Here is a 21,038-nt window from a genome sequence, read left to right on the forward strand (position 1 = left end):
GGTTAGATGTATAAAATTATTTCAAAAAGAATACCATTTTGCACATCAGTAGCGTTAAGTTTCCCTTGGTGATGTTCTTCAATAATGACTTTTGACATGTAAAGACCAAGCCCTGTCCCATTTTTTTCAAGCTTGGTTGAGAAATAAGGCTCAAAAATTTTAGGAAGAAACTCCTCTAAAATACCTCCACCATTGTCTTCAATCCCTATGGTATAAGTGTGGTCATTTTTTTGGGTCGAAATGGTAATGCAAGGCTGTGAGATATTTTTTTCTACAAAATTATCTTCACTGTTTTTAAGAATGTTCAAAATAACTTGTACAAGCTCATTCTTGTACACTTCAATAGGATGATTGCATTGATAATGTTTGAGAACTTTAATATTTTTACTTATTAACGAAGCTTCAATCATTTGCAATGCTTTTTCAACAGGTGTCGTTAGAAGAACCAACTCTTTTTCGGTATTTTGTTTAAAAAAGGTTCTAAAATCATCGATGGTAGTGGAAAGAAAATGGACATACTCTTCAATACTAGCAAGTTTTTTATTCAAAGCACTCAAAAAAAGAAACCTATCATCGGTTTTTTCAAGATGGTATTTTTCGCTTTGAATTTTAATAAAAGTTGTAGCACTGCCGATGGCACCTAAAGGTTGTCTCCATTGGTGTGCAATCATGCTCATCATCTCTCCCATTTGTGCCAAACGGGATTGTTCCATCATTTGCTTCTCTTTTTTAATATTACTCTCAATGGTTTCAATCATAGTGTTGAAATTTTTTGAAAGCTCTCCTATCTCATCGTTTGATTTGATAGAAGAGCGTACACTGTAATCTCCCTTTGTTGCACTGTTTGCCATCTCTGAAAGTGTTGAGATAGGTTGTAAAAGTTTTTTAAAAAAGATATAACTGATGATAAGTGCAATGATAAGAACAATGATTCCTAAAGAGGCGATAATTTTTTGTAATTTATTGGACATGATTTCAAGCTCTTCAACATACGCTGTTGTAGCTACATACCATTGAAGTTTTGGTATGTAATCAATCCATAAAATTTTCTCATAACGATAATGTTCAGTATCTTCTGGTTTGTTCCATTTGAAGTGAAGTATTTTTGAAGTATGTGCGGTTTGGGTGAATGTATCATACAGATTCTTTTGTGTATTTGGATTGTAAATGGTTTTAAGATTATGATCTAGCATATAGGTGTCTTGAGTAACAATCACATAACCTTGTTTATCAAAAATAAAAGATTGTCCTACATTGACTCTGTTAAGAGATTTAATGATAGTATTGAGTTTTTCAAAAAGCTCATGCTTTTTCTGCTCAATAACATGAGAAATTTCATCAATGGGTTCATCTACCCCGATGAAAAGATTCCACGGTTGGAACCATTTAAGATACACCAATGTTTCTAAAGTATCGACATGGCGTCCAAATGCCTCTTTTTTTTCCTTAGCCTCTTTGGTAAGTTGCAATAGGAAGGCTGTATCATTTAAAAAAGAGGGGGATTTTTGTGTCTTATTCAATGAGAGTGCAAGAATATTTGCATCTTGATTGATAACAAAGAAATGACCATTATTGGGGTATTTCAAACCACTTAGTTTACTATAGACTTGTTTTTTAGCTTCATTTTCATTTAAGTCTTGCAAGGTCTTTTTTGCATAATAATCTTCAAAAACAGATGCAGGGAGCAATGATGCATTTTGCAACATTTTTTGACGTGAATTAATTGCTTCATTTTCAAATTCATCTAAGTGCTGATAGACTATTTCACTGATAGAAACAATTTTATTAAGAACTTCTTCTATATTGATCTTTTCAAGTTGTGTCACTTTATTGTTTACTTTAGGAAAAGCATGGATTAAGACAGCACCGATGTAGCCTGAAATTAAAACTGCCATGAGGAGCATTGTTTTTTGAAGTATTTTAGATTTTATCATTTGTCTGCTAATACACTAATCTATACCCTAAACCATAAACGTTCTCAATAGTACTTGTTGAAATTTTCTTACGAAGCCTTGAGATGATTGATTTAAGGGTTTCTGCGCATGCTAAGTGAGGTTCATTGTGCCATAATGTATCAAAGATTTCTTGTAAAGTTGAAATCTTTGTGCGATTTTTAATAAAAACTTGCATCAAAAGTGTTTCGTTTTTAGTAAGTTTTATAACCTCATTGTTTTCATACAATACACTTGTTTGTTTATCCCATAAAAGCCCAGTCCCTAAACTAATTTGAAATGTTTCTGTCTCTTTGTGTATGGAACGCAAAAATTTAGAAGCACTTTTATGAAAAACATTTAAAATAGTGTCATAATTATTAGGTTTGAGAAGAAATTGTTCTATGCCTAAATTAACAAGCTCTAAGAGGTATTGAGGTTCATTGTGCGCTGAAACAACAATGATGATTTGGTTTGGATGAATCTCATAAATTTTTTTAATCAATGCAATGCCATCCATTTTAGGCATATTAATGTCTGTTACGACGATGTCATAGTGTTTTGAGGTATTTCGAAAAAAAGAGAGATATTTTTCAAGCCCTTCTTCACCATGAGTAGCCGTATGGACGGTATAAAAAAGTTCTCCAAAAACCTCACTACTTTCTTCTAAAAAAGAAGGATCATCTTCGATATACAAAAGTGCCATATCCTGTGTAAGCGAGTATACCGTATGAAAATCTATCATCACTTGTGCTCCAATCTAATTTCTACTACTGCTAAGAACCAAATTGCTAGAGTTAATTTTAAAAATGCTACATCAAAATAAGGATGTAACATTTTTGAATAAAGTCTTGATAATTGTCTCAATGATACACCCACTTAGTTTGAATTATTCTAAAGTTTTGAAGCCAACTTAAAATGGGAATAATAGATCTACTGGAATAACCCAAATTTTATAGACATAATTTAATTCTTCGAAGCCATATTTGTAACCATTCTTAAGAGGTAAATTTTGAAACAAGCAACATAGTGCTATAATCCGCGAAAAACAAAGAGAGAATCTATGGTCGAAGTGAATAACCTAACGATGCGTTTTGCGCATCAGCTTTTATTTGAAAATATTAGCCTTAAATTAGACAAGGGTAAACGTTACGGACTTATTGGTGCAAATGGTGCAGGTAAGACAACATTTTTGAAGATTTTGTCGAAGCAAATTGATGCAACGAGTGGCAATATTTCGGTTGAAAATGGTCTACGTGTTGGCGTTTTAAATCAAAACCAGTACGCGTTTGAAGAGTTTACGCTTAAAGATGCGGTTATGTATGGGAATAAGAGACTTTACGATGCGATTAAAGAAAAAGAGCATCTGTATGCAACGGGCGATTTTTCAGACGAGAAGGTCAATGACCGTCTAGCAGAGCTTGAGATCATCTGTGCGGAAGAAGATCCGACGTATGAAGTGGAAGTGAATATTGAGAAAATTTTAGGTTCACTTGGATTTCCTGTAAGTGAACAAGAGACGTTAATGAGTGAGCTCACCGGAGGTGATAAATTTAAGATTTTGCTAGCCCAAGTGCTTTACCCCAAACCAGATGTTCTCTTCCTTGATGAGCCAACCAACAACCTAGACCTTGAAGCGATCTCGTGGTTGGAAGAGCAACTGATTCGCCATGAAGGAACGATGGTGGTCATCTCGCACGATAGACACTTCCTTAACTCCGTTGTAACCAACATCTTAGATGTCGATTTTAAGAAGATTCGTGAATTTACGGGTAACTACGATGAGTGGTATATGGCGGCGAATTTAATTGCAAAACAGCAAGAGATGGACAGAGATAAAAAACTCAAAGAAAAAGAGGAACTTGAAGCTTTTGTGCGTCGCTTCTCTGCCAATGCGTCTAAAGCGAAACAAGCCACTTCGCGTCAAAAAAGACTTGAAAAACTCGACATTGCAGACATTCAAACTTCTTCACGCAGGGATCCAAGCATCGTGTTTCGCATGGGACGTGACATTGGCAATGAAGTTTTAGATGTCGAAGGCATTGAGAAGAGTTATGGGGATCAAAAAGTACTGCATACCATTAGCTTTAAAGTGGAAAAAGGTGAAAAAATAGCACTTATTGGACACAATGGTGTGGGTAAAACAACCTTGTGTAACATTCTTATGGAGCAACTTTCTCCTGATACAGGAACGGTTAAATGGGGTGCTACGATTACGACGAGCTATTTTCCTCAAAATACAACCGATATGATCACCGGCGATTTTCAACTCTTTGAGTGGTTGCAACAGTACGATGACAAAAAAGATTTGGATGAAATCAGAAAGTGTTTAGGACGTATGCTTTTCTCGGGTGAGGAGCAAAAAAAGAGTGTGAGTCAGCTCAGTGGTGGTGAAAAACACCGCATGATGCTCTCTAAAATGATGCTGCAACGTGGTAACTTTTTAGTCCTTGATGAGCCCGATAACCACTTGGATCTTGAAGCGATTATCGCTCTGGGCGAGGGATTGTTTAAATTTCCGGGTAATGTCATCTGTGTCACACACGATAGAGAGCTTATTGATGCCTTTGCCAATCGCATCATTGAACTTCACCCTGATGGAACGATGATTGATTTTAAAGGCGATTACGAAGCCTTTAGAGAGATGTATGGCAAATAAGTCTCTTTTTTCTATCGGCTCTGCATTAGATCGAGGTACCGCATGGCAATTTGAGGAAGAGAAAGCCTCCTCAACTGCTCATGAGATCAAACTGCCAACAAAGCATTTTTTAGTGTTAAAAATGGAAAAACGTCAAGGCAAACCCGTCTCTATCGTGGGTCCTTTTTTTCTGGAGAAAGAAGCGTTGGTTCAGCTCTGCTCTTTCGTGAAAAAAAAGCTCGGCAGTGGCGGTACATGTAAAGAAGAGTGGATGGAGTTTCAAGGCGAGTGTCGCGAAAAACTCAAAACGATTTTAATGGCTGAGGAATTTCGATTTAAGGGATAAGCATGAATTATGTACTGGGTGCTCTTTTACCGATCTGTTTGATCATCTTTGCGGGGTATGCGTTTAAGCATGCGAAATTTCCTTCAACGGATTTTTGGCCTAAGATGGATAAGTTTACCTACTATGTTCTGATGCCTTCGCTTTTGGTATATGAATTAGCCGTTGCCAAAATTGATTTGACTTACACGCTCACGCTGGTTGCAACCTCTCTGGGCGGCATTTTTGCTATTTTGGTGGTTTTGATACTGCTCAATCTCATCCTTCATTTTGAAAAGAGAGCTTTTACCTCCATTGTTCAAGGAGGCATTCGTTTTAATACCTATGTTTTTTTAGCCCTTGTTAATGCGGTTTACGGTGCGGATGGGTTGGTCTTAGCTGCCATCGTGATCGCTTTTGCGATTCCTTTTATCAATATTCTCTGTATCTCTATTTTTGCCATTTACCTGCGTGAGGGAAAATTTTCGTTGCGTGCATTTTTCAAAACGATCATTAAAAATCCCCTGATTGGGGCGTGTGCCATAGGTGGATTGATCAATATTACGGGTGTTGAAGTGCCTCTTTTCATCCTCAAAAGTGTCTCCATCCTCAGTCATGCAGCCCTTCCTATGGGACTTTTGTCTGTGGGGGTGGGGTTGGAGCTTAAGTATCTCAAAGAGGCTAAAAAAGAGCTCGTTGTCTCAACTGTGGCAAAACTGGTTCTTTTTCCTATGATCGCGTATGGATTATCGCTTCTGTTTGGACTTGCTGGTATGAGCTTGAGCATTGCCATTATGTTTGCTTCGATGCCAACGGCGACCTCTTCGCATATTTTAGCGCGTGAACTAGGAGGCGATGTCTCTTTGATGGCTTCCATCACAACGCTTGAGACCTTAGCCTGTGTGGGGACACTCTTTTTAATCGTGCCTCTTTTATAGGTTAAAATCTATTCTAAAGCGTTCAATTTCAGCACTTTTCCCAATGACAACCAAAATATCACCCTGATCTAATGTGTGGTTATGCCCTTCGGTGATAAAGATAAACTCTTTTTTGAGCTCTTTGTCGTGCAAGCCAATGAGGAGCATATTGTAGTTTTGGGTTGGGTAACATTCACTCAGCAAAACGCCATTGAGGGCAGAGTGCTCTGTTATAGTGATTTGCTCCATATTGATGTCTTCTTCTCCAAAGATCGTTGCATCAATGATCTGCATAATTTCAGGTTGCGTGATCAGTTTATAAATACGTTTTCCACAGATCTGATACGGATCCAAAATGGTATTGACCCCTGCAATTTCAAGCTTATGGATTGCATCTTTGGTATGGGTGGTGGATATGATTTGCACGTTTGGATCAAGGGCTCGAAGACAGAGTGTTAAAAAGACATTGTGAACATCTTCTTCAAAAAGGGTAAAGATAAAGCTGACATCTTCGCTCACGCCTAGACTTAAGAGTGTGTCATCCTCACTGTAATCCATGATTAAAAGTTCAAATCCTAATTTTTTGGCATACGGGAGCAGGGCTGCATTATTGTCAATGCAGGTAAACGGAAATCCTTGTGCTTTGAGCCTAGTTCCAATTTCGATAGCGGAGCGGTTAAACCCAAAAAGAAGTATTTTGCCTTCATTCATCCCATATTTCCTTGATCATTGTGTTTACGTAGCAGATTGATATGGTGTTTGCGTCCCATGATAATCAGGGTATCATGAAGTTGAAGTAAGCAATGAGGCGAAGGATTGAACTCAAATGCTAGCACACTGTTTTGACGCAAAATACCAAAAAGAAGTAAGCGTTTCTCTGAAAGATTGAGTGCAGCAATGGGTTGGTTGATAAAAAAAGCGTGTTCATGAATAGGCACCATATCAAACAGTACGCCGGTGTTTTCGGTGAGCATCTCATCTAACGCTGCATAGGAGATCGGTTGTGTAATGTATTGCGCACCCATAAGCCCTATCGTCTCATCGGCGCTAAACGCGTAGTTGGCTCCTGCTAAAAAGTACTTCTTTTTATGGGTATTTTTGATCACACGCGCAATAATGATAATTTGTTCGCTAAGGCTTCGAGCGGTCAGGGTGATAAAGACATTGAGCTCATCGCTATTGGTAGCACAAATGATTTGCGCTGCGCGTTTACCCACACCGAGTTCTCCTAAAATGCGGCTCTTGGAAGCATCCGCCACAATGCCAATGAGCCCTCGTTGTTGTGCCAATTTGATTTTAGTTTCATCATTGTCGATAATCACTAGTTTATAGCCATCTTCATGCAGCATTTTTGCTACCACTTCGCCTACGCGTCCGTATCCGCAGATAACGATATAACTCTCCAATTTATCAACATCCGCAAAGGTGCGGCTCTCTTTGAGTTCGATCAGTTTGTTTTGAAACGAAGAGACGATGATAGAGGTGAGAAAGGCAAGGGTGGCAACGCCTAAAATGATCAAAATCATCGCAACAACCATTCCCTCGGTCGTTACAGGCACGATGTCGCCGTATCCGACCGTTCCCATCGTAACAATCGCCCAATAGAGCGCATCAAATAGGGTGTTGATCTTAGGATTTTGGTGCGTTTCAAAGATGTAAATGGCGGAGCTTCCTGTGAAAATTACAAAGCTAGCAAAGATCGCTAAGGTAAAGAGTTCAAACTTTTTTTCTGTAATGATTGACGTAAATGTCTTCATGCTTCTGGCATAGCGGAAGAGTTTAAAAATCCTAAAAAGAAGAAAAATACGTAAAAAACGTAGTGGACGGTAACTTGGCAGAATCGCTAAAAGATCGATAATCGCCAAAGGTGAGAGAATGTATTCAACTTTTTTCTTGACAAGTGCAAGCAGGGTTTGAGGGAGTGAAAACGGAAGGTTGTTGTTGATCGCATACTCATAATGTTCTAAAAAGAGCTTGTGGCTATCCGAATAGATCCAAAAACGTAGCAGATATTCAATGATAAACACCACCAAAGAGAACTGGACAAACGCATCTAAAAATGGGTGCCCATCAGGATGTTTGACTTCATACAGAAGAAACAAAACGCTGATGAGTACCAAAGCAACCATAAAAATATCAAAATAAAATTTGAGCTTTGAATGTTGGTGTTCCAAAAGCATTCTGCAAAACTCTTTGACTCGATGGTAACGAGCAGAAGCCTCTAAAAAATAGGCAAATCGTACACAATAGCTTGTTACATAACTCACGATAAACCTTTTAAAAAATAATAGACTTCTTACAAAGCTCCTTTTGTAAGAAGTCAAAAGCACCAAGGGTGCGTGGGCATTTCGCCAAGAAAAACCCAGTGTTAACGTAGTTTTTAAAGCTTTGCTTTAAAAACGTGTCAAGAGTTCTGTACAAACTCTAATAAATAGAAGCCTTTACATGTAAAGGTTAAAAACCTGCTTTTTGCAATAACGAAACGATCTCGCCACTTTCAGGAAAACGCTCCGTAGTGGTGCCAATTTTCTCTGTTTTTGAAAAAAGAATTTTTTCATTCACAACAACATCAAAAAAACCACCCATTTTAGGACTCAGTGATACCTTTGCATTGGGATATACGCTTAAAATTTCATCTTTCACACGGAAAGCTCGTGGCATATAACCTCAACGGGTACAATAAAAAATCACAATTTCCATTTTATCTCCTTAATGTTCTTTTTCGTGCTCACTCTCTTCCACAAAGATCGTAGCTTTCATGCACGATTCATAAAGCTCTTCTGCACTAAAGCAGGGGTTGTCTTTAAGTGTTTTAAGAATCTCTTCTGCATCATTTGCATGGTTCATCTCAATGGCAATGTTGAGTAACTCTCCTAAATAGCCTTCACGAAACAGCAGCGCCGTTTTGATCTCATCGTCCAGCTGAACATGATTTAAAAACTCATACATCGGGATGTTCAGATACGCGTCAATCAACGAGAGACTGCCGGTTAAAAAGGCTTTGTTCGCCAGTTCTGGTTTTTTACATGTAAGGGTAAGCTCTTCCATCACTTTGGCACGAAATTTGGCATTGTTAAAGATTTCTGTGCCAAAAGGGCGGTTGTGGGGAATGCCATAGAGAAAAAGTCCCAACCATGAGGTGATTTTTTGAGGGCCTAAAAGGGTGACCATCTGCTTAATCGAGGTAATCTTTTGTTTAAAATGGTACGCACCAGAGTTGACATGGCGCAACAGATTGTAGACAAGATCAGGGCAGGTTGCAAATTTATGAGAGATAAAAGCAACATCACTGTTTTCCTGAATGCAGTTGATCAGCCGTAGCGCATTTTCCGTATGGGGTTCGATTTTGCGACCGCTTAAAATGATAGGTCGCTCAAAAAAGTAACCTTGAAAAAACTGAAAAGGCAGTTTTGTACAGGCTTCATGCTCTTCATGGGTCTCAATTTTTTCGGCTAAAAGCGCAATGTTATACTTTTGAATCTTCTCAATGGCCTCTGAAAGATTGGCAAGGGTGATGGCTTGAATGTCTACTTTGATGATCTCAATGTACGGAAAAAGTGGTTCATAGTTTTTGATCATCGTATCACTGCAGTCAAAATCATCCAAGGAAAAATGATACCCAAGCGAACGAAGGTGTTTGACGCGTTCATAAAGGGCAAGGGAGACTTTGGTATGCTCTAAAATCTCAAAACCAAAGTGCTCTTTAGGGAGCAGTAAAATCGCATCGCTAAAGAGCATGGTCTCATCCACATTGATAAATCCCTTTTTATTGCCAAGAATAGGAGTTAATCCAATATTATGAATGAGGTTGACAATGACACGCGCCGTGGCTTTGGCATTGTCATTAAAGGTTGCCGCATTGTTGGCATCGCATGAGCGGTAGAGAAGCTCATACCCAAAGCATACACCCTCTTTGTCAAAAATGGGTTGTCTACCCACATAGGTACTCACACGTCACTCCTTTTTTAATACTACAAAAGGCTATTTTTTACTTTTTTTCTCATCTTCAAATTTAATATTGATCATACCACAAAACTTTTTATCTTTGTAAAATTGTACCATATAGGTGGTTTCATCTTTGTCAATCGCATAATTTTTCATAAAATCGTTTGGTGTCACTTTAATGCCACTTTCATTGATAACACCTTCTTTGGAGTAGCCAATAATATTAATTCTGTAACCCTGAATCGGGTCAATTTGGAAACTGTTTTTGGCACTGATGAGTGAGCCAATTTTAGCACTGGTTTTTTTACCATCAATGATCAATCCAACACTGTTTAATGACTCATCAAACTCAAAAAAATCGGGTTTGAGTTTTGAAACCAGCCTATTGCCATTCATGATTTTGTATTCATCTTTTTCTTTAAGCACGGCGACAAGAGGGTTGGTACTATGATAGACCAATGTGCTTTTACTCATGGGAAAGAATTTAATATAAGGCTTCAGTGTTGAGAGATCAAGCATGATTTTGGTGGGTGGAATCTCGAGCATGCCATCATCACTCAAAAGTTCTTTGATGGTCTCTTGCGATAACTCAAAGGAGCGTGTGTACGTGATATTCATCTCGTTCATGAATTTTTCGATGGTTTTGAGTTGGTAAAAAACTTTGTGTGAAAGCTCCGTGATATTTTTACTGGTTTCAATTGCAAATGCAGGTTTGTTATGGGTAATCGCAAAGTAGGTCAGGCTTTGTTGCATCGCTTTATCTTGCGCTTTGGTGTTGGTGTTTTTCACGTTAAACTCATGCACATCTTCGATGAGATCGACATTGGTCTCTTGATTAACTTTTTTAGCGATCTCAGCGAGGTTCCCGTATTTGGCATTGGGCATATTTTGTTGATCGATAATGGTTGCTTGCCCCCAGGCTTTGGGGTTGAAATCTTTGTTGATCTGACGCGCACGATAAAAACCTTGCCCATCATGAAGGTTCAGTGTTAAGTCTACTTTGGGATGAAGGATCAGCTTTTTAATCTCTGTCACGATCTCAAAATCTTTATCTTTGGGTTCCATTTTGGCAAATTTACGATTCATATCGCCGTTAATGCCACGCGCATTTTGGACAATGCTATCAAAGTTAAGATTGGGAACAACCCAGACATTGCCACTCGTAATGGTGTAGTGCTTTGCTAGCAGCATGGGTGCAAAATAGCCACCGGGTTCATCGCCATGAATCCCTCCGATAATGAGAAGCGTGCTGCCCTCTTTGCCACTCTCTTTTTTGATCAATGAGTAGTGTAAATTTGCGCTCAATGCGTACGTTGAAAGGAACAGACCAAGGAGTAGAGAGATTTTTTTCATTCAGTATCTTTATAATGGGTTTAAATTTTTTCCAAAAAGCTTAGCAAAAGGGAGATTAAAGTCTACCCAAACGTACGTCTAGAGGGCTAACTTGCTTTGTAAAATGGTTACAAAATTCTCAAAATTGGGGAGAAAGAGGGTTGATTCACGCTGTTTAGCGCCCCACATGGATTCAGGGAAGTGCGAGTCCTCTTCAAACCGTGCCATGATGTGAATGTGCAGGTGTGGGACATAATTGCCAAACATCGCAATGTTTATTTTTTTAGGATTGTAGTAAAAGCGCATCGTCTCTTCAACCACCAGCATCGCTTTGAGCAAGGCTGCTTGTGTGTCAGGATCGCAATCGCTGAGCTCTTTGTAGGGATGCTGTGAAAAAATTTTCACCCATGGAATGGTCGCATTTTCACGCAAAATATAAAAATATCTATTTTCATAGAGTTTTTCTGACATTATTTCTCCTTAAAACGGTGTTTGTAGGTGCATTTTTGACACAACGCTTCAACGGCGTTATGGTGCTTAAATCCTTCGATAATGGCGCGTGTTTTAGGTGCCTTCAAAATACTTTTCATCGTGTTTACATGTAAATCTCCCAGTGCCATCACACCATCTTTATCCAAACAACACGGAACAACGACACCATTGGAAAGTATACCAAAATGAGAACCAAGCCCTAAACAGGTTCCCTCTGAAGCATGCTCCGATGAGAGAGACGGCCATTCAAAGTAGGTGTCAAAATGTAAAAGTATCTTCTCTGCCAAGCGAATGGAGCGAGGTTTCTCTTCGTAAAGTGTGTTTACATGTAAAGGGACGCCAAACGCTTTTTCAAGGTAGCCAAAGAGTTTTTCATTGAAGGCTCTTTCACTTTGAACATCATCCATATTCCACAAACGAAGGTTGATAAACAGATCGTGGTTGTGCTCACGTTTGTATTCACAGAGCTTTAAAATGGGCTCCATATACGCTTCAAAGCTCAAAGACATGTTGTTTTTATTGTAGCTGTTAAGCGAGATATTGATCTGCTTGAGGGCAGGATGCACCAGCGTTTGAAGATCGTGTTTACCCACATAATAGCCACTGGTGGTCAGCATTCCTCTAAAATTCTTTTGACATGTAAGACCCAAATAGGCGTGAAGATTGGAAAGCGCTAAAGGATCGCCGCCCATATGATAGGCAATCTCTTTGGTATACGGGCTCAGTTCGTCTAAAACATGTTCAAAAAAAGCGAGCGACATTGTGTGTGTCGGAACGACCTGCGGTGGGCAAAAGCTGCATTTGAGCCCACAGATATTGGTGAGCTCAACATAGACGCGGTAAAATTTCATGCAGGCGTTTTAGAAGGCATTTTTGAGCTCTTGCTCATCAAGCATCGAAGGATCAAAACGTTTAATGCAATTACGACCGCTGTCTTTGGCTTTATAAAGCGCAATGTCTGCAAACTTAATGCACTTCCACAATGAATCAGAATCTTTCGGGAAGATCGATGCTCCCACACTGAGTGTTTTGTTAAAGGTGGTGCCATTGTTCGACTGAATCGACGCTTTTTCAAAGGCGATACGTATTTTATTGGCGATGTTTACCACCATCTCTTCTTCGCATTCGTAGAGTAAAATTAAAAACTCTTCGCCACCAAAGCGAAAGGCCGTATCGGCTTCGCGAATATTCTCTTTAAGCACATGGGCTAAAACTTTGATAGCACGATCCCCAACATCGTGCCCATAGGTATCATTGACCATTTTGAAAAAGTCGATGTCGATCATTAAAATACCATACACAATGCCATTACGTTTGGCTTGCGAGAGTGCTTTTTCGATGTACTCGTCCAGATATTTACGGTTGTAAAGTCCTGTGAGCGCGTCGGTGGTAGAGGAAACTTTTAAAATTTCCGTCAAATTTTTGCTCACCAACTCTGGGCGTGCTGCATCGATATAATTTTGAATTTTAGGCAACTGCTCTTTGGTGTGTGTGAGCTCTGCTTCACTCGTCGTCCAGATGCTGAGCAAAATCTCAAAATCACTGCTGATAAGGTAGGGAATACACAAATGATGCGCACAGGAATCACACGACTCACAAATGTTTCGAAACTGATCGGAATAAACCGCTTGTTTGGTACGAAGTGCCCTACACGTTGGATCGACCAAACGTTTCTGGCTGGAGGCGTCAAAAACGATAATCGGGTTAATCGCCTCTTTGCCCGATTCGATCAAGACAAAATCTTTAAGCCCCAAATCGTGTTGTAAAATAGAGCCAATACGACGATACACCTGTCCTTTGTCTTCGTCAAATTCAATCGTGCGTTTAAATTGATAAATGTCCGAGAGCTCATGCACAATCGCTTGCGCATCCAAAAGAAGGTCGGGTTGATGGTTGGGTGAAAGGGCTAAAAACTTTTTAACGGTGACTTCGATGTCATTGAGTGTATTTTCGAGTTTTTCAAGGAGTGAATTGATCCAGAACATCACATTGTGGCACTCTTTGTCGCTACCACTAAAGCGCACACGCCTGCTGTAATCACCCTCTTGTGCTTTGTTCATCACAAACGTAATCGAATCAAAAAGCTCCATCAATGGTTTCATCGAACGGTTCATAATGAAGAAAATAAAGAGCATAATGAAAATGGAGAGCAGCAAAATACCGAGGGAAGTTAAAACCCCATTGGTGCGAACATCGTTGATGTTAAAGACAATGCTAATGGCGCCTAACACTTCGCCTTCTTTGGCTTGATGACACTGCATACAGTTGGGCGAGCCATTCTCTTTAGCAATGTATGGGGTGCTGATACGCAGCTTTGCATTGTGTGAGCTCTCTTCATTTTGTTTGTGGACGGTTCCTGTTTTCAGGGTTTTCTCATCAAGCTCATCGCGAACCACTTCGTTATTGAAGCCTTTTCCAAACTGTTTGATGACCGATTCACTACGAACCACCCAAAGCGCTTCGACTCCTTTGGCAGTGCTGATTTTATTGAGAAAAAACTCTCTTTGATCCATCGTGCCACTGAGCATGTGCGCAGAGAGTCCATCTTGAACCAAATCGGCAATGATTTGTGCCTTCTCTTCAGCATTTTTGATACCAAGATCACGAATGGAAAACGCTAAAATGACCATCAAAAGCATAAAAGAGATAAAAATCGTTCCAACAATCACCAATGAGAGCTTTTTTTGCATCACACTTCCTTACATGTCATTATTCTACAGTCACACTTTTGGCAAGGTTTCGAGGCATATCTACATCATTTCCTAAACGAATCGAAATCTCCAACGCCAGTAACTGGGTGATGATCATCATCTCAAAAAACTCACTCATCATATGTTCTTGAGCCGTCGTTTTAATGAAATCATCGGCTAATTCAAAAGGTTCAGGACTGATAATGAGCAGTGTCGAATCGCGCGCACCGAGCTCTTCGACGTTACTTTTCATTTTGTCGTACAAAAGATTTTTAGGCATGAGGGCAATGGTAAAGAGTTCACTGTCTGCCAGTGCGATAGGACCGTGCTTCATCTCGCCAGCTGGGTAGCCCTCCGCATGCAAGTAGCTGATCTCTTTAAGTTTAAGGGCACCTTCCAAAGCAAGCGGATAGAAAAGGTCGCGCCCGATAAAGAAAAATCCATGCCCATGCAAATAGCGTTTGGAGAGACGACGAATCTTCTCATGCACACTCTCATTCACTTTTAACACAAGCGGAATATGCAAAAGGGCTGCAATTTCACGCTGCCTAGTGGATGCTTCCATCGTGCCTTTTGCCTCACCCACAAAAAGGCTTAACAACCAAAGGGTGACGACTTGGGTCGCAAACGCTTTGGTACTCGCCACCCCTTTTTCGATGCCTGCACGCGTGAGAATCGTCCTATCGGCGGTGCGCACAATCGAAGAGTTGTCCACATTACAGATCGCAAGTGTACTCATACCGCTCTCTTTTGCCATTTTTAGGGCTTCTAGTGTGTCCGCCGTTTCGCCACTTTGAGAGATCACGATAAAGAGAGAGTTGGTATCTAGCAAAGGCTCTTTATAACGAAATTCGCTGGCAATTTCGACATTACAGCGAATTTTTGCCAGTCTTTCAAACATATAACACGCACTTAAAGCCGCGTGGTAACTGGTGCCGCAGGCGCAGATTTTAATCGCATCAATTCGGCTTAGATCAAGCGCTGAGAGTTCATCTAACACAACCGAATTGCCTTTAATGCGACCCATCAATGTCTCTGCAACGACTAAAGATTGTTCGTAAATCTCTTTTTCCATAAAATAGCGAAAGCCATCTTTTTGTGCTGAGAGTTTATCGTGTGTGAGGGTTTTAAAGTCAAGACGTTGCGGTGTGAATGCTTTGAGAAGCGTAATCTCTTTGTCTTTTGCCCAGCCATACTCTCCATCTTCTAAGTAGACGACTTCGTTCACAATCCCAACCAGTGGTGCATCCGAAGAGCTAAAGTAGACTTCACCTTCGCTGTTTTTACCCAAAAGCAGCGGTACGGCATTTTTAGCAAAAAAGATCACATCGGGCTCTTTTTTGGTGATGAGTAAAATCGCGTAAGCTCCATGCAAGGCAGCAATCGTTTTTTCAAATGCTTTAAAACAATCACCTATCTCTTTGACATTTTTTTCAAAAAGGTGCACAGCCACTTCGGTATCGGTTTGGCTTAAAAATTTGACGCCATCTTTTAAGAGTTCATCTTTGATCTCTTTGTAGTTTTCAATGATGCCGTTGTGAATGATGTAAGAGTATTCTCCCCAGTGTGGATGCGCGTTGGCTTCGGTTGGTTTTCCATGCGTTGCCCACCTTGTGTGACCAATGCCTACGCCAAAGTCTGAAGAGCTGAAATGTTCCACTTTATGGGCAAGGTTTGAGAGTTTTCCGGTTGCTTTGAACGCAGTGATCTCTCCCTCTTTCAGCACGGCAATTCCCGCTGAATCATAGCCTCGGTATTCGAGTTCTTTCAGTCCATTGATTAAAAAATTTCGTTTCTCTTTTGTTCCAATATAACCCACAATTCCACACATAAACACACCTTCTTTTATATTTTTATCACGCTTTTTAGATACATACAAAAAGCTACGTTAGCCACTGGGGCACTAAAGCTTGCCTTTGATGAGGCAGAAGAGTTGCACGAACTCTAATAAAAATAGTCTAAAATTTGTTCTTTATTGTCGCATAAACGCCCTGTTTTTTCGATTAAAAGCAGGTTCCGCGTTCGGTTCTTGATGGTCTGAATCTTCGCCATTGCAATGTCAATCTCATGCTCATCAAAGATGCTCATCAGGTATGCCATGAGTCCGTGTTGGTTCTTGGTATTGACGTGCATGAGCGCATACGATTTGGAGTGTTCACAATCAAGATCGATCTCTCCTTTGAGGATGACGGGCTTTTTAAGCGTCACTTTTTTGCTCATATCAAACGAATTGTCGATGAGTTCACAAATGAGTTCAATATCATTTTCGGTCACCTTCTCGTTAAAATCGATTTGGAAGTATTTTTTGCCATCAAAAAGCTTGTAAATATCCATCTGCACAAGGTCTAAATAGGAGAGTTTGCCTAAAAGATACCCAATGTTAAAGGCACGACCGCGAATCACATTGATGCTCAGATGATCTTCATTGCTGATCTTGTAACGGTACGCGTCAATCGGCGTCTCTTCTGCCTCTTTGACGATGCGTACAATCGCACTGGGTTTTTGCTTGAGGAAGAAGAAATTTGACTGCACGCTGAGCGTTTTTTTCTGAAGCGCTTTGGAGAGTTCTAAAAATTCAGGGCTTTTTTTGAGGCTGTTCTCTTTACGCAGTCGTTTGGTCGTCTCATCGATGAGCTCTTCTTTGTCGAACATATCAAGGCTGTAGTTGTAAAATTCACGCAATAATTTAGCCACAAATCCAGTGTAAATGTTGTCATTGACCGCGTTGGTGTCCGCATAGGTAAGGATGTAGAGCATCTTTAAAATTTGAGGAGTTTGTAATTTAGAGATAAATGCTAGCACAACGCGCTCATCGTAAATATCTTCGCGGTTTGCGGTATTGCTCATCAGCGTATGGTACTTAATCAGCGTTATTCCCGTCTCAATCGCTTGTTCTGAAAATTCCAGTTTCATCGCGTAGGCTCTAAAGATTTTAGCCCCCAATTCGCTGTGATCGCCTTTGCGTCCTTTGCCGATGTCATGCAAAAACGCGACCAATTTCATCAAAGCTCGCCCTTCTGGACAGAGGTCATCAAACAGGGACTTAATAAAGGGCTCTTTGATGTTTTCTAAATGATAGAGCGTGTGCAAAGAGTGAATGTCCACAGGGAGTTTGTGGTAGCCATCAAACTGCGCAAGGTTGAGTATCTGGCGCACAGGCTTGATGAGTTGTTGCAATAAAGAGGCTTCGTACAAGAGGCTAAAGATCGTGTAAAGATTGTGTTGGAAGAGGAGGGCGCGAAATTGTTTGTAAACTTTTTTGCTGTTGTGCGACGTAAAATGAGCGTTTTTGATGTAATGCACATAGCTGATGTCAAAGCTAAGTTTGGGGTCATCAAACTGTTGAAGCTCTGCTAAAACCATACTCAAACTAGGGCTTGGTTTTTTTAACGAGGCATACACGCAGTGATCGACCACGTACAGCCCTTTCTCCACGCGTCCCTTTTTCAACGCCGTAATGCGTGTGGGTTGGCTCAAAATGGAAGCGGTCAGTTTACGCATAAAAATTTTACATGTAACGTCAATCGTGTGCATTGCGGACATGGTTTTGGAAGCCAGTTGCATTTGGGCATTTTTCAAGAGCTTGTTCTCAAAACCAAGCTTTGCTGCCACATCGGGAATAAACTCAAGGTTCAGCACATCTTGTTTTTTCTTGGCACTCAGATGAAGGGCTGAGCGAACGCGAAATAAAAACTCCAAAGAGCTTCGAAACTCTTTGTACTCCTCTTCATCGATGATCTCAGGCACACGCTCCTTGATGCGCATGCTGCCAAAGAGAATTTTACAGATCCAAGAGAGGGTATTGGCGTCTCTAAGACCGCCCACACCCTCTTTGATGTTGGGCTCCATACTCATCGGATGCTTCGCTCGTCGCTCTTCATACGCGTTCACGATCTGTGCGATGACCTCTTTTTTCTGCCAGCGCTGAATCTTCAACAGTTCTCTCTCGGTCTCCATCCACAAGAGTTTGGAGCCGCATAAAAAGCGAGACTCTAGCATCGCGGTTTTGATGGTGAGGTCTTGATTGCTTGCAGGAACTAATTCTTCAAGTTTATGGGTACGATGTCCTAGTTTCATGCCAGCGTCCCATGCGAGGTAGAGCATGGATTGCACCATCGGCTCAATGTTATAACCTGGAAGTGCCTTGTAAACCACCATCAAATCGACATCGGAATAGACGCACAGCTCTTCCCTTCCATAGCTTCCCATGCCGACCAAAACGACGGGAATGGAGTTGACAAATGGCATGTAGTTTCCGAAGTATTTGCGCAGAGTGTATTTGTAAATGAGGATGATAAATTGGTCGATTTTTTTGGCATGTTTGACTAAGAAGTCTTTGCCTTGATTTTCCACAAACATTTCATTGAGTGAGCCAAGATAGTTCTTGATATGCTCTTTTATCAGCTTAGAGATTTCAAAGTCATCGGCATTTTTGTCGATTAAGTCTTCAATAATTTCTTCAATATCCATATTATGTTTCCTAAGTTTCATAGCGCTCTTAGTTATCATACTAAAAAAAAGCTTGTTTCTAACAAAATGTGTAATAAAATTGTAACAAAAATTTGCTAGTAAAAAAAATTAAGGATTAACATTCGTTTTAAGAAGAAGGGAGTACGATTTCATCGACGTTCTTACAGAACACTTGACACGTTTTTAAAGCAAAGCTTTAAAAACTACGTTAACAGTGTGTTTTCTTCGGCAGAAAGCCCGCGCACCTTTGGTACTTTTTTAGTCATAATATTTGGTCCGTTAGCTCAGTTGGTAGAGCATATCACTCTTAATGATGGGGTCGCAGGTTCGAAGCCTACACGGATCACCAGTTTTTACTTTTTAACCCTCAACCATTCTAAGCTATAATACCCCATCACAATCTTTACATGTAAAGGATAGACAGAATGCAAAAGCCCTATTTGAAGGCGTTTCCCGATGCGAAAGGCTATTTTGGAAAATTTGGTGGCGCGTTTTTACCACCCGAACTCGAAGAGCAGTTTAAAAAGATCGAAGAGGCGTACCTAACCATCGGTAATTCGCACAATTTTATCCGCGAACTGCGTGACATTCGCAAGCATTACCAAGGACGACCCACACCTGTTTACTATGCAAAACGTTTAAGCGAGTTTGTCGGAGGGGCACGCATTTACCTCAAACGAGAAGATCTCAACCACACAGGTGCGCACAAACTCAACCACTGCATGGGCGAGGCGCTTTTAGCCAAATATCTGGGCAAGAAAAAATTGATCGCTGAAACCGGAGCTGGGCAACACGGCGTGGCACTTGCGACCGCAGCGGCTTATTTTGGGTTAGAGTGTGAGATTCACATGGGTGAAGTTGACATCGCTAAAGAGCATCCCAACGTGGTGCGCATGCGCGTTTTGGGTGCAAAAGTGGTGCCGGTTAGCTTTGGGGCGCGAACCCTTAAAGAAGCGGTGGATTCTGCATTTGTAGCCTATTTACAAGACCCTGAAAATTCAATTTATTGCATCGGCTCTGTCGTTGGACCGCATCCGTTTCCGATGATGGTGCGCGACTTTCAAAGTGTTGTCGGCATCGAAGCCAGAGAGCAATTTTTAGAGATGACAGGCAATCTTCCCGATAATTTAGTCGCGTGTGTCGGTGGTGGCAGTAATGCGATGGGACTTTTTTCTGCATTCATCAACGATCCGTGCGAAATGTACGGTGTTGAACCAGGAGGACGTGGCACAAAACTTGGCGAACATGCCGCAAGTTTGACCTATGGAAGCGAGGGTATTTTGCATGGATTTAACTCCATTATGCTCAAAAATGAAGCGGGTGAACCCGCCGCCGTGCATTCGGTTGCGAGTGGCTTGGATTACCCCTCTGTTGGCCCTGAACACGCCTACTTAAACTCCATCGCACGCACGAAAGTGGGCATCGCTAACGATGCTGAGACGATTCAAGCCTTTTACGATCTAAGCCATTATGAGGGCATCATTCCAGCGCTTGAGAGTGCCCATGCAGTCGCCTTTGCGATGAAACTGGCACGTGAAAAACCGTATGAATCGATCTTGGTAAACTTAAGTGGAAGAGGCGATAAGGATATTGATTTTGTGGTGGAAAATTATAAGCCTGAGGATTACATGTAAAGCGTTGCGAAGAGGTTTTGATAGCCTCTTCACCATGAAACTTATGCTATAATTTGCACATATTCAGACAAAAAAAGGAGCTAACATGCGTACATTGACATTAAAAATACGTGACGATTATTTTGATACGTTTGTCGCTTTTTTAGAGATGTTACCAAAAAAGTCCGTTCAAATTGACACCAAAAAACAGCCGAAAGAGCTTGAGATTTTACAAAAAAATGTCAAACAAGCACTACGCGACATCAAAGAAGGGCATACGAAAACGATCAGAGTTTTAGATTGAAATCCCTCCATTCTCTTGTTATTAAAGACACCGACACCTTTAATAAAGCCGTTAAAAAACTCAAAAAAAGATTCCGCAACATCGAAAAAGATTATTTAGCTTTTCTTGATAGCATCCAAACCGATGAAGATTTGGGCATCTATCTAGGCGAAGGCATCTACAAAACCCGCATCGCTAACACCGATAAACAGGGTGGAAAAAGTGGTGGCTATCGGCTTATTTCTTACTTAAAACTGATCGATAATGAACTCTATTTGATGTATATTTACGATAAAAGCGACTTCGAAAATGTAAGTGAGCACGACATAGATTCGCTCATAATTTCATCGCTTAAGAGCTGATAAAGAGGTTGGTTTTGCGGTTGCTCATTATAATCCAGAAGCT

At 40.6% G+C, this 21,038-nt stretch carries 18 protein-coding genes and 1 tRNA gene; 7 read left to right on the top strand and 12 right to left on the bottom strand.

Annotation, left to right across the window (positions count from 1 at the left end; translation table 11 throughout):
• Window positions 1–2: 2 nt before the first annotated feature.
• Entirely contained in the window at window positions 3–1,895 is a 1,893-nt protein-coding gene (locus tag JU57_RS13770; RefSeq protein WP_294876891.1) for a cache domain-containing protein, read from the bottom strand.
• Between the two features lie 46 nt (window positions 1,896–1,941).
• Window positions 1,942–2,676, bottom strand: a complete 735-nt coding sequence (locus JU57_RS08805; RefSeq protein WP_294876936.1) for a response regulator transcription factor — start codon at window positions 2,674–2,676, stop codon at window positions 1,942–1,944.
• A 318-nt stretch (window positions 2,677–2,994) separates the two neighbouring features.
• On the opposite strand from JU57_RS08805, the gene JU57_RS08810 reads away from it, so the two are divergent.
• From JU57_RS08810 to JU57_RS08820, 3 genes are read left to right on the top strand one after another with little or no spacing between them, the layout of a single operon-like run.
• Window positions 2,995–4,590: an ATP-binding cassette domain-containing protein gene (locus tag JU57_RS08810; protein ID WP_037959800.1), complete on the top strand. Its 1,596-nt coding sequence runs from the start codon at window positions 2,995–2,997 to the stop codon at window positions 4,588–4,590.
• Entirely contained in the window at window positions 4,580–4,915 is a 336-nt protein-coding gene (locus JU57_RS08815; RefSeq protein WP_037959803.1) for a translation initiation factor, read from the top strand. Before JU57_RS08810 ends, JU57_RS08815 begins: the two co-directional genes overlap by 11 nt.
• A 2-nt stretch (window positions 4,916–4,917) precedes the next feature.
• Complete coding sequence (locus JU57_RS08820; protein ID WP_037959806.1) at window positions 4,918–5,829, top strand: AEC family transporter; 912 nt, start codon at window positions 4,918–4,920, stop codon at window positions 5,827–5,829.
• On the opposite strand, the gene JU57_RS08825 is transcribed toward JU57_RS08820, so the two are convergent.
• The 10 genes from JU57_RS08825 to JU57_RS08870 all read right to left on the bottom strand — a co-directional run bounded on the left by JU57_RS08825 (window position 5,824) and on the right by JU57_RS08870 (window position 18,737).
• On the bottom strand, window positions 5,824–6,519 hold the full coding sequence (locus tag JU57_RS08825; RefSeq protein WP_037959810.1) for an NAD-binding protein: 696 nt from the start codon (window positions 6,517–6,519) through the stop codon (window positions 5,824–5,826). The two genes, JU57_RS08820 and JU57_RS08825, sit on opposite strands and share 6 nt — an antisense overlap.
• Window positions 6,516–8,075, bottom strand: a complete 1,560-nt coding sequence (locus JU57_RS08830; protein WP_294876898.1) for a potassium channel protein — start codon at window positions 8,073–8,075, stop codon at window positions 6,516–6,518. Before JU57_RS08830 ends, JU57_RS08825 begins: the two co-directional genes overlap by 4 nt.
• A gap of 187 nt (window positions 8,076–8,262) precedes the next feature.
• Window positions 8,263–8,469, bottom strand: a complete 207-nt coding sequence (locus tag JU57_RS08835) for an Rdx family protein (protein WP_037959813.1) — start codon at window positions 8,467–8,469, stop codon at window positions 8,263–8,265.
• A gap of 48 nt (window positions 8,470–8,517) precedes the next feature.
• A complete protein-coding gene (locus JU57_RS08840; RefSeq protein ID WP_037959816.1) occupies window positions 8,518–9,759 on the bottom strand; it encodes an EAL domain-containing protein in 1,242 nt (413 codons plus the stop codon).
• 30 nt (window positions 9,760–9,789) lie between these two features.
• Window positions 9,790–11,106 (bottom strand): M99 family carboxypeptidase catalytic domain-containing protein, encoded by a 1,317-nt coding sequence (locus JU57_RS08845; RefSeq protein WP_037959819.1) that lies wholly within the window; start codon window positions 11,104–11,106, stop codon window positions 9,790–9,792.
• 78 nt (window positions 11,107–11,184) lie between these two features.
• On the bottom strand, window positions 11,185–11,556 hold the full coding sequence (locus tag JU57_RS08850; protein ID WP_037959823.1) for an HIT family protein: 372 nt from the start codon (window positions 11,554–11,556) through the stop codon (window positions 11,185–11,187).
• Window positions 11,556–12,428 (bottom strand): radical SAM/SPASM domain-containing protein, encoded by an 873-nt coding sequence (locus JU57_RS08855; protein ID WP_037959825.1) that lies wholly within the window; start codon window positions 12,426–12,428, stop codon window positions 11,556–11,558. The genes JU57_RS08850 and JU57_RS08855 overlap by 1 nt, the downstream gene beginning before the upstream one ends.
• Window positions 12,429–12,437: 9 nt before the next feature.
• The gene (locus tag JU57_RS08860; RefSeq protein ID WP_037959827.1) at window positions 12,438–14,267 is read right to left on the bottom strand and encodes a GGDEF domain-containing protein; all 1,830 of its coding nucleotides are present in this window, start codon (window positions 14,265–14,267) and stop codon (window positions 12,438–12,440) included.
• A gap of 19 nt (window positions 14,268–14,286) precedes the next feature.
• On the bottom strand, window positions 14,287–16,098 hold the full coding sequence (gene glmS / locus JU57_RS08865; RefSeq protein WP_037959829.1) for a glutamine--fructose-6-phosphate transaminase (isomerizing): 1,812 nt from the start codon (window positions 16,096–16,098) through the stop codon (window positions 14,287–14,289).
• A gap of 113 nt (window positions 16,099–16,211) precedes the next feature.
• Window positions 16,212–18,737, bottom strand: a complete 2,526-nt coding sequence (locus tag JU57_RS08870; RefSeq protein WP_037959831.1) for an HD domain-containing protein — start codon at window positions 18,735–18,737, stop codon at window positions 16,212–16,214.
• Between the two features lie 273 nt (window positions 18,738–19,010).
• Between JU57_RS08870 and JU57_RS08875 the strand changes: the two genes are divergently transcribed.
• The 4 genes from JU57_RS08875 (at window position 19,011) to JU57_RS08890 (ending at window position 20,995) form a co-directional block, all read left to right on the top strand.
• Window positions 19,011–19,086, top strand: a tRNA-Lys gene (locus tag JU57_RS08875).
• A gap of 76 nt (window positions 19,087–19,162) precedes the next feature.
• Window positions 19,163–20,371, top strand: coding sequence for a tryptophan synthase subunit beta (gene trpB, locus JU57_RS08880; RefSeq protein WP_037959833.1), 1,209 nt, complete (start codon window positions 19,163–19,165; stop codon window positions 20,369–20,371).
• Between the two features lie 85 nt (window positions 20,372–20,456).
• Complete coding sequence (locus JU57_RS08885; protein WP_037959835.1) at window positions 20,457–20,654, top strand: hypothetical protein; 198 nt, start codon at window positions 20,457–20,459, stop codon at window positions 20,652–20,654.
• Window positions 20,651–20,995: a type II toxin-antitoxin system RelE/ParE family toxin gene (locus tag JU57_RS08890; RefSeq protein ID WP_051906748.1), complete on the top strand. Its 345-nt coding sequence runs from the start codon at window positions 20,651–20,653 to the stop codon at window positions 20,993–20,995. The genes JU57_RS08885 and JU57_RS08890 overlap by 4 nt, the downstream gene beginning before the upstream one ends.
• Window positions 20,996–21,038: the final 43 nt, after the last annotated feature.

The sequence above is a fragment of the Sulfurospirillum sp. SCADC genome, assembly GCF_000743525.1.
Taxonomy (GTDB): domain Bacteria; phylum Campylobacterota; class Campylobacteria; order Campylobacterales; family Sulfurospirillaceae; genus Sulfurospirillum.

Bases quoted from the DNA above. Each gene is read 5' to 3' on its own strand.
- JU57_RS08825 (WP_037959810.1), bottom strand. From the start codon at position 6,519: ATGAATGAAGGCAAAATACTTCTTTTTGGGTTTAACCGCTCCGCTATC.
- trpB (WP_037959833.1), top strand. From the start codon at position 19,163: ATGCAAAAGCCCTATTTGAAGGCGTTTCCCGATGCGAAAGGCTATTTT.
- JU57_RS08885 (WP_037959835.1), top strand. From the start codon at position 20,457: ATGCGTACATTGACATTAAAAATACGTGACGATTATTTTGATACGTTT.
- JU57_RS08850 (WP_037959823.1), bottom strand. From the start codon at position 11,556: ATGTCAGAAAAACTCTATGAAAATAGATATTTTTATATTTTGCGTGAA.
- JU57_RS08810 (WP_037959800.1), top strand. From the start codon at position 2,995: ATGGTCGAAGTGAATAACCTAACGATGCGTTTTGCGCATCAGCTTTTA.
- JU57_RS08820 (WP_037959806.1), top strand. From the start codon at position 4,918: ATGAATTATGTACTGGGTGCTCTTTTACCGATCTGTTTGATCATCTTT.
- JU57_RS13770 (WP_294876891.1), bottom strand. From the start codon at position 1,895: ATGGCAGTTTTAATTTCAGGCTACATCGGTGCTGTCTTAATCCATGCT.
- JU57_RS08835 (WP_037959813.1), bottom strand. From the start codon at position 8,469: ATGCCACGAGCTTTCCGTGTGAAAGATGAAATTTTAAGCGTATATCCC.
- JU57_RS08860 (WP_037959827.1), bottom strand. From the start codon at position 14,267: ATGCAAAAAAAGCTCTCATTGGTGATTGTTGGAACGATTTTTATCTCT.
- JU57_RS08805 (WP_294876936.1), bottom strand. From the start codon at position 2,676: ATGATAGATTTTCATACGGTATACTCGCTTACACAGGATATGGCACTT.
- JU57_RS08815 (WP_037959803.1), top strand. From the start codon at position 4,580: ATGGCAAATAAGTCTCTTTTTTCTATCGGCTCTGCATTAGATCGAGGT.
- JU57_RS08845 (WP_037959819.1), bottom strand. From the start codon at position 11,106: ATGAAAAAAATCTCTCTACTCCTTGGTCTGTTCCTTTCAACGTACGCA.
- JU57_RS08855 (WP_037959825.1), bottom strand. From the start codon at position 12,428: ATGAAATTTTACCGCGTCTATGTTGAGCTCACCAATATCTGTGGGCTC.
- JU57_RS08870 (WP_037959831.1), bottom strand. From the start codon at position 18,737: ATGGATATTGAAGAAATTATTGAAGACTTAATCGACAAAAATGCCGAT.
- glmS (WP_037959829.1), bottom strand. From the start codon at position 16,098: ATGTGTGGAATTGTGGGTTATATTGGAACAAAAGAGAAACGAAATTTT.